1 protein-coding gene is annotated in these 757 nt (G+C 50.1%); it reads left to right on the top strand.

Annotated features, from left to right (window positions below; translation table 11 throughout):
- A partial coding sequence (locus tag AACR11_RS06620) for a tandem-95 repeat protein (protein WP_189338789.1) occupies positions 1-757 on the top strand: 757 nt, incomplete at both ends.

Genomic DNA, 757 nt, shown 5'->3' with positions numbered 1-757 from the left:
GATTGTTGACGGCAAGTTGGTGTTCACGCCTGCTGAAAACTTCAATGGTGACGCAACCATTAGCTACACCATCTCAGACGGTCAGCTAACAGACGATGCAACGGTTGCGGTGACGGTTAACCCAGTCAACGACGCACCAGTGGCAGTCAACGACACTGTTGCAACAGACGAAGACACCGCGGTTACTATCGATGTATTGGCGAACGACAGCGATCCAGAGAATGACCAATTAACCATTACCAATGCGTCAGTACCTGCAGAGCAAGGTACGGTGGCGATTGTTGACGGCAAGTTGGTGTTTACACCTGCTGAAAACTTCAATGGTGATGCAACCATCAGCTACACCATTTCAGATGGTCAGTTAACTGACGATGCAACAGTTGCGGTGACGGTTAACCCAGTCAACGACGCACCAGTGGCAGTGGATGACACTGTTGCAACAGACGAAGACACTGCGGTTACTATCGATGTATTGGCGAATGACAGCGATCCAGAAAACGATACGCTGACTATCACAGCGGCATCGGTACCAGCAGAGCAAGGCACCGTTACCATCGTGGATGGTAAGTTGGTCTTCATACCTGCTGAAAACTTCAATGGTGATGCAACGATTAGCTACACCATCTCAGACGGTCAGCTAACAGACGATGCAACGGTTGCGGTGACGGTTAATCCAGTTAACGACGCACCGACTATCGACGTCACAGCAGTTGATAGCGTGACTGAAGATGCGGTATCTACCGATACAGTAGTGGCA

The organism is Vibrio sp. L85 (genome assembly GCF_963871815.1).
Taxonomy (GTDB): Bacteria; Pseudomonadota; Gammaproteobacteria; order Enterobacterales; family Vibrionaceae; genus Vibrio; species Vibrio harveyi.
This window is presented reverse-complemented; position numbering and strand designations above follow the sequence as displayed.